We start from the raw sequence: 6,635 nt of genomic DNA on the forward strand, positions 1-6,635 counted from the left end.
GTCGACGTCCAGCTCTTCGCAGGGGACGCGGCGTTGCTCCCGCGCGGTGTAGGAGCGCATGATGCCGCGCACGTCCGGGTCCATGGCCCGCCAGCGGGCGAACCACGCGTCGCCCGCCTCGCCCGCCTCGACCGGCACGATCGGCGCGTCCTGGCCCGGGTGCGGCAGGAACAGCTTGAAGCGCTGGTCACGGCCGCCCGAGGTGAAGTGCCGCAGCGCCCCGCCGCCGAAGGTGATGCGGAGCATCGTGGGGCCCAGCCGCCTGGTCCGCACGACGTGCACGTCGAAGAACTGGAACGGGGCCGTGGTGGCGGGTGCTTCGGGGGCTGCGGTACTCATGCTGCGGGCTCCTGACGGGTGTCCGTGCGTCCTGGCAGGGTGAGGCTCAGCTGACCTTCTTGGCGTCCTCGATGGCCTTGGCGAGCTGCTCGAGGAGGGGGGCCGCGCCCGCGTAGGAGAAGCGCGGCTCGGCGTCCCAGGTCGTGACCTGTCCCGCCTTGACCGCGGGCAGCTCCGACCAGGTCGGCTTGGACTTCAGCGCGCTGGGCTGCAGCGCCTGGGTGCGGTTGTCGAGCATGATCACGTCGGCCTTGTACTTGTCGGCGTTCTCCCAGCTCAGCTCCTCGAAGAAGCCCTGCTTGCTGAGCTTCTTCGGGACGACGAGATCGACGCCGAGCTCCTTGAAGTACCGCAGATCGGCGTTGGCCTTGGGGTCGGAGACGTACAGGAGGTCCGCAGCGCCGGAGGCGGCCATGACCTTCACGCCACCGCTCGCCTTGGCGGTGGTGCGCAGCTTCTCCGCGGCCTTCTCAAAGCGTGCCTTGGCGTCGGTGACCTTCTTCGCCTTCAGGTCCGCGCCGAGCGATTCGGCGAGCTGGGCGAACCGCTTGACGGCGTCCAGCATGGACGTTTCGGCGGTCTTGAGCGCCAGCGCGGGGGCCAGCTTGAGGATCTTTGCCTTGCTCTCCTCCGGTACGTACCACAGCGCGTCGGGCACGTACATGTTCGTGATCAGCAGCTCGGGGCGGACCTTGGCGTACTTCTCGATGTCGAACTCGCCGAACGCGTTGCCGATGATCTCGAGCTTCTTCACGTTCAGATCCCCGGCCAGCACGTCCGGTTCGCCGTTCTTCTTCTTCGTGGGACCGAAGACACCGACGATCTTGTCGCCGGCGCCGAAGTCGTGCAGGGCCGCGGCCGTCCCGACGTAGGCGACGATGCGCTGCGGTACGGCGTCGAGGCTGATCTTCTTCTTCCGGTCGTCCGTGAAGGACCAGGCCTTGCCCTTGCCGTCATCGGTGCTCGAGCCGCCGCCGTTCCCGCAGCCGGCGAGCAGGGTGCCGAGCCCGGCGGCGCCGCCTGCGGCCAGCAGACCACGGCGGGAGAGGCTGGAAAACGCGGACGAATGGTGCATGACAGACCTTCGCTTCTCGGAGTCGTGCGGGGGGCGGCCGTGGGCCGGAATGCTGACTTAGGTTAACCTAACCAAAGTCGTCGTTGTCCAGTGGCCTGGGCCCGAAACACCACAGGCCCGACCGGAGCCGGTACGTGACTCTCCTCAAGTCCCCGAAGGTCCAAGGGGGTTCGGCGGCCCAACCGCCGGCGGATCCCGAACGGCCCGCCGGGCAGCCCGAGGCCGGAGCGGGGGACCGGTCCGGCCGTGGCCGGTTCGCCTCGCGGGCGGCCGGACTGCTGGGCGCCCTGGCCCTGTTGCTGCTCGTGCTCGTCCTCAGCCTCGCGGTCGGTGCCCGGCAGCTTTCGCCGGGCGAGGCGTGGAGCGGGCTCGTCGACGGCGGTTCGCCGGCGTACACGGTCGTGCACGAGATGCGGCTGCCGCGCACCGTGCTGGGGCTGCTCGCGGGTGCCGCTCTCGGGCTCGCCGGCGGGGTGATGCAGGCGCTGACCCGCAATCCCCTGGCGGACCCGGGCCTGTTGGGCATCAACGCGGGCGTCGCCGCGGCGGTCGTCTCCGCGATCTCCTTCTTCGGGGCGGCCGGTTACACCGGGTACATCGGTTTCGCGTTCCTCGGCGCCGCCGCCGTCTCGGTGGTGGTCTACGCGGTGGGCGGTGGCCGCGCCGCCACTCCGGCACGGCTCGCTCTGGCCGGCACGGCGCTGAACGCGGCGCTCATCTCCTACGTCAACGCCGTGCAGTTGCTCGACACCGCCTCGCTGGACCGGATGCGCTTCTGGACCGTCGGCTCGCTGGCCAGGGCGCAGGACGACGTCAACCTCATGGCCCTGCCGTTCGTTCTCGCCGGTGTCCTGCTCGCGCTGGCCCTCGCCCGGCCGCTCAACGCGCTCGCCCTGGGCGACGACGCGGCCCGCGCTCTCGGCTCCCGGCCCACCCTCACCCGGGCCCTCGCCATCATCGCCGTGACCCTGCTGTGCGGGGCCGCGACCGCCGCGTGCGGGCCGATCGTCTTCGTCGGGCTGATGGTGCCGCACATGGTGCGCTCCCTGACCGGACCCGACCTGCGCTGGATGCTGCCCTACTGCGCCCTGCTGGCACCGGTGCTGATGGTGGGCGCCGACGTGCTCGGGCGGGTGCTGGGACGCCCCGCCGAGCTGCAGGTCGGCATCGTGACGGTCGTACTGGGCGGGCCGTTCTTCCTCTACTACGTGCGGCGCCGGAAGGTGGCGGCGGCATGAGCGTCATCCGTACTCCGGGCGGCCGCTCCGTCGCGTTCCGGCCGCGCGCGCTGATCGCGGGAGCGGCGTGTCTGGCCGGCGCCCTCGTCCTCGCCGTCCTCGCCATCGGCAGCGGGGAGTATCCGATAGCGCCGGGCGACGTGCTGCGTACGCTCGCCGGGCAGGGCGCGCCCGCGGACGCCTTCATCGTCAACGAGCTGCGGCTGCCGCGCGCCGCCACGGCCCTCGCCGTCGGCGCTGCGCTGGCACTGGGCGGCGCGGTCTTCCAGGCGGTGGTGCGCAATCCGCTCGGCAGCCCCGACGTACTCGGCTTCACCCACGGTGCCGCGACCGGGGCGCTGATCGCGATCGTGCTCGTCGGCGGCGGCAGCGCGGCGCTCGCGGGCGGTGCGCTGCTGGGCGGGGTCGGCACCGGATTCCTGGTGTACGGGCTGGCCTGGCGCCGGGGCATGCACGGCTACCGGCTGATCCTGGTCGGCGTCGGCGTCGCCGCGATCCTCACCGGCGTCAACGGCTACCTGCTGACCAAGGCGCAGATCACCGAGGCGGGGCGCGCGGTGCTGTGGATGACCGGCAGCCTCGGCGGGCGCGGCTGGGAGGACACAGGACCGCTGCTGGGCGCGATGGCGGTGCTCGTGCCGGTGGTGCTGCTCGGGTGTGCGCGCGGGCTGCGCATGATGGAGATGGGTGACGACGCGGCGTACGCGCTGGGGGTGCGGGTGGAGCGCGTGCGGCTGGTGCTGCTGGGCGCCGCCGTGCTGCTGGTGGCCCTCGCGGCCGCCGCGGCCGGGCCGGTGGCCTTCGTGGCGCTCACGGCACCGCAGCTGGCGCGCCGGCTGACCAGGGCGCCCGGCCCCAACCTGCTGCCCTCGATGTGCATGGGTGCGGCGCTGCTGGTCGCCGCCGACCTCGCGGCGCAACGGGTCGTCGCCGGGCACGAGCTGCCGGTGGGAGTCGTCACGGGTGTGCTGGGCGGCGGCTATCTGGTGTGGCTGCTGGCGACGGAACGCAGGGCGGGACGGATATGAGGGTGAGGACGACGACCGGGATGACGCAGCCGACGCGACAGACGCCGCAGCCGGGGACACAGCCACCGGAGCCGCGGACACAGCCGCCGGAGCCGGCGGGACACCCGCCGCGGCCCCCCGCGGCCCGGCTCGGCGGCGAGAACCTGACCCTCGCCTACGACCGGCGGATCATCACCGAGGGGCTGAGCGTCGCCGTACCCGACAACTCCTTCACGGTGGTGGTCGGGCCCAACGCGTGCGGCAAGTCCACCCTGCTGCGGGCGCTGTCCCGGATGCTCAGGCCCGCCGCCGGGTCGGTCATGCTGGACGGCGCCGACATCAGCGGCATACCGGCGAAGCAGCTGGCGCGGACGCTGGGGCTGCTGCCGCAGTCACCCGTCGCTCCGGACGGCATCACCGTCGCCGACCTGGTCGCCCGCGGCCGCTACCCGCACCAGAGTCTGCTGCGGCAGTGGTCGCGGGAGGACGAGCGGGTCGTCGGGGAGTCGATGACGGCGACCGGGGTGAGCGACCTGGCCGACCGCTTCGTCGACGAACTGTCGGGCGGACAGCGGCAGCGCGTGTGGATCGCGATGGCGCTGGCACAGCAGACGCCGCTGCTGCTGCTGGACGAGCCGACGACGTACCTCGACATCGCCCATCAGATCGAGGTGCTGGACCTGTGCGCACGACTCCATGAGGAGCAGGGACGCACGCTGGTGGCCGTACTGCACGACCTCAACCACGCGGCGCGCTACGCCACCCGGCTCCTGGTGATGCGCGACGGCAGGGTGGTGGCGGAGGGCACCCCCGGTGACATCGTCACCGCCGAGCTGGTGGAGGAGGTCTTCGGCATGCCGTGCCGGGTGATCGACGACCCGGAGACGGGCACCCCGCTGGTGATACCGGCGGCCCGGGAGCGTCTCCGCGGCGCCGGGCGGAAGCGGTAGCGTCTGGGGCATGAGCGAGCCCATGCCGGACGCAGCGCCGGCGCAGCAGGACGAGGACCCCCTTTCGGCCCATGTGCCCGCCGTTGTGCCGCCCGGTCCGGAGCGGGAACCGCGGGAGGCGGGCGCCGGACCGGCGGCGGAGGGGGCGCGGCCGGGGGAGCCGGACGGGCCGGAGCAGCCGGAGCAGCCGGAGGACGACGGGCCGCGGCCGCTGGGGCTGCGCGTCGCCGAGACGGGGCATGCCCCGGTGGACAGCCAGCTGAGGCGGCTGGAGGACGCCGACCACCTCGCGGTCTCGGGTCATCTGGAGGTGTACGAGGATGTGCACCGTGGGCTCCGTGACACGCTGACGGCGCTCGACCGTCCCGCTCCCGGCCCTCCCGTGCCGGGACATCCGTACACCCGGAGCTGACACGTGCACCGACGCCGACTCGACGCGGAGCTGGTGCGCCGCAAGCTGGCCCGTTCGCGCGAGCACGCGAGTCAGCTGATCGCCGCGGGCCGGGTGACCGTCGGCGGGAACGTCGCCGCCAAGCCCGCCACCCAGGTGGAGACCAGCGCGGCGGTCGTGGTCCGCCCGGACGAGGACGCACCGGAGTACGTCTCCCGCGGCGGCCATAAACTCGCGGGCGCGCTGGCGGCCTTCGGGCCCCGGGGACTGCGCACCGAGGGACGCCGTGCCCTGGACGCCGGGGCGTCGACGGGCGGCTTCACCGATGTGCTGCTGCGCGCCGGAGCCGGACACGTCGTCGCCGTCGACGTCGGCTACGGGCAGCTCGCCTGGTCCCTGCGCAGCGACGACCGCGTCACCGTCAAGGACCGTACGAACGTGCGCGAACTGACCCTGGCGGACATGGACGGAGCGCCGGCCGACCTCATCGTGGGCGACCTGTCCTTCATCCCGCTGGGACTCGTGCTGCCCGCCCTTCTGCGGTGCGCCGCACCCGACGCCGACCTCGTGCTCATGGTCAAGCCGCAGTTCGAGGTCGGCAGGGAACGGCTCGGCAGCGGCGGCGTGGTGCGCAGCACCGAACTGCGCTCCGGCGCGGTCCGTACGGTCGCCGCGCAGGCCGCCGCTCTCGGGCTCGGCGCGCTGGGCGTGACCGCGAGTCCGCTGCCCGGACCGTCCGGTAATGTCGAGTACTTTCTGTGGCTGCGCGCCGGGGCACCCGAACTCGACCCGGCCGATGTCGAGCGAGCAGTGGCGGAGGGCCCCAAATGACGACACCCGGAAGCGGACGGACCGTCTTCCTGCTCGCCCACACCGGCCGCCCTGCCGCCCTGCGCAGCGCCGAACTGCTCGTACAGGGGCTGCTGCGCAAGGAGATCGGGGTGCGGGTGCTGGAGGCCGAAGCGACGGACCTGCCGCTGCCCGAGCCGGTGCACAAGGTGCCCGCCAACGAGAAGGCGGTCGAGGGCTGCGAGCTGATCGTGGTGCTCGGCGGTGACGGAACGCTGCTGCGCGGTGCTGAGTTCGCGCGGGCCTCGGGTGTGCCGATGCTGGGCGTGAATCTCGGACGGGTCGGGTTCCTCGCCGAGGCCGAGCGGGACGACCTGGACGAGGTCGTCCAGCGGGTGGTCACCCGCGGCTACGAGGTCGAGGAACGTATGACGCTCGACGTGCTCGTACGCAACGACGGGCGGATCGTGCACCGCGACTGGGCCATCAACGAGGCATCCGTGGAAAAGGCGTCCCGTGAACGGATGCTGGAGGTCGTCACAGAGGTCGACAACCGGCCCGTCTCGCGCTTCGGCGGCGACGGAGTCGTCTGTGCCACACCCACGGGCTCGACGGCCTACGCCTTCTCGGCCGGCGGACCCGTCGTCTGGCCGGAGGTGGAGGCGCTGCTGATGGTGCCGATCAGTGCGCACGCGCTGTTCGCCAAACCGCTGGTGACCGCCCCCGATTCGGTGCTCGCCGTGGAGGTGCAGCCGCAGACGCCGAACGGCGTGATGTGGTGCGACGGGAGACGCAGCGTCGAACTCCCCGCGGGCGCGCGCGTGGAGGTTCGCAGAGGATCCGTGC

General features: G+C 72.5%; 8 protein-coding genes. 6 read left to right on the forward strand and 2 right to left on the reverse strand.

The features are described from left to right. On the reverse strand, positions 1-339 hold a 339-nt coding region (locus ACRDP3_RS22300), incomplete at its 3' end, for a siderophore-interacting protein (protein ID WP_431518770.1). Positions 340-385: 46 nt separating this feature from the next. After that, positions 386-1,414, reverse strand: coding sequence for an ABC transporter substrate-binding protein (locus ACRDP3_RS22305; RefSeq protein WP_431518771.1), 1,029 nt, complete (start codon positions 1,412-1,414; stop codon positions 386-388). A gap of 134 nt (positions 1,415-1,548) precedes the next feature. Between ACRDP3_RS22305 and ACRDP3_RS22310 the strand changes: the two genes are divergently transcribed. From ACRDP3_RS22310 to ACRDP3_RS22335, 6 genes are all read left to right on the forward strand, one after another. Continuing rightward, positions 1,549-2,652 carry a FecCD family ABC transporter permease gene (locus tag ACRDP3_RS22310; protein WP_431518772.1) on the forward strand — a complete coding sequence of 368 codons (1,104 nt, stop codon included), beginning with the start codon at positions 1,549-1,551 and terminating at the stop codon, positions 2,650-2,652. Further along, the gene (locus ACRDP3_RS22315) at positions 2,649-3,680 is read left to right on the forward strand and encodes a FecCD family ABC transporter permease (RefSeq protein ID WP_431518773.1); all 1,032 of its coding nucleotides are present in this window, start codon (positions 2,649-2,651) and stop codon (positions 3,678-3,680) included. Before ACRDP3_RS22310 ends, ACRDP3_RS22315 begins: the two co-directional genes overlap by 4 nt. A gap of 20 nt (positions 3,681-3,700) precedes the next feature. Then, complete coding sequence (locus tag ACRDP3_RS22320) at positions 3,701-4,609, forward strand: ABC transporter ATP-binding protein (protein ID WP_431518774.1); 909 nt, start codon at positions 3,701-3,703, stop codon at positions 4,607-4,609. A gap of 10 nt (positions 4,610-4,619) precedes the next feature. Next, a complete protein-coding gene (locus ACRDP3_RS22325) occupies positions 4,620-5,021 on the forward strand; it encodes a hypothetical protein (protein ID WP_431518775.1) in 402 nt (133 codons plus the stop codon). Between the two features lie 3 nt (positions 5,022-5,024). After that, positions 5,025-5,831, forward strand: coding sequence for a TlyA family RNA methyltransferase (locus tag ACRDP3_RS22330; RefSeq protein ID WP_431518776.1), 807 nt, complete (start codon positions 5,025-5,027; stop codon positions 5,829-5,831). Beyond that, positions 5,828-6,635, forward strand: an 808-nt coding sequence (locus tag ACRDP3_RS22335) for an NAD kinase (RefSeq protein ID WP_431518777.1), incomplete at its 3' end; no start/stop codon positions are given. The genes ACRDP3_RS22330 and ACRDP3_RS22335, both read left to right, overlap by 4 nt.

Origin of the sequence: Streptomyces sp. (genome assembly GCF_050698815.1) — a bacterium.
Lineage (GTDB): Bacteria > Actinomycetota > Actinomycetes > Streptomycetales > Streptomycetaceae > Streptomyces.

Excerpts from the sequence above, each read along its gene's own strand:
- ACRDP3_RS22315 (WP_431518773.1), top strand. The coding sequence starts at position 2,649 with ATGAGCGTCATCCGTACTCCGGGCGGCCGCTCCGTCGCGTTCCGGCCG.
- ACRDP3_RS22325 (WP_431518775.1), top strand. The coding sequence starts at position 4,620 with ATGAGCGAGCCCATGCCGGACGCAGCGCCGGCGCAGCAGGACGAGGAC.
- ACRDP3_RS22320 (WP_431518774.1), top strand. The coding sequence starts at position 3,701 with ATGACGCAGCCGACGCGACAGACGCCGCAGCCGGGGACACAGCCACCG.
- ACRDP3_RS22305 (WP_431518771.1), bottom strand. The coding sequence starts at position 1,414 with ATGCACCATTCGTCCGCGTTTTCCAGCCTCTCCCGCCGTGGTCTGCTG.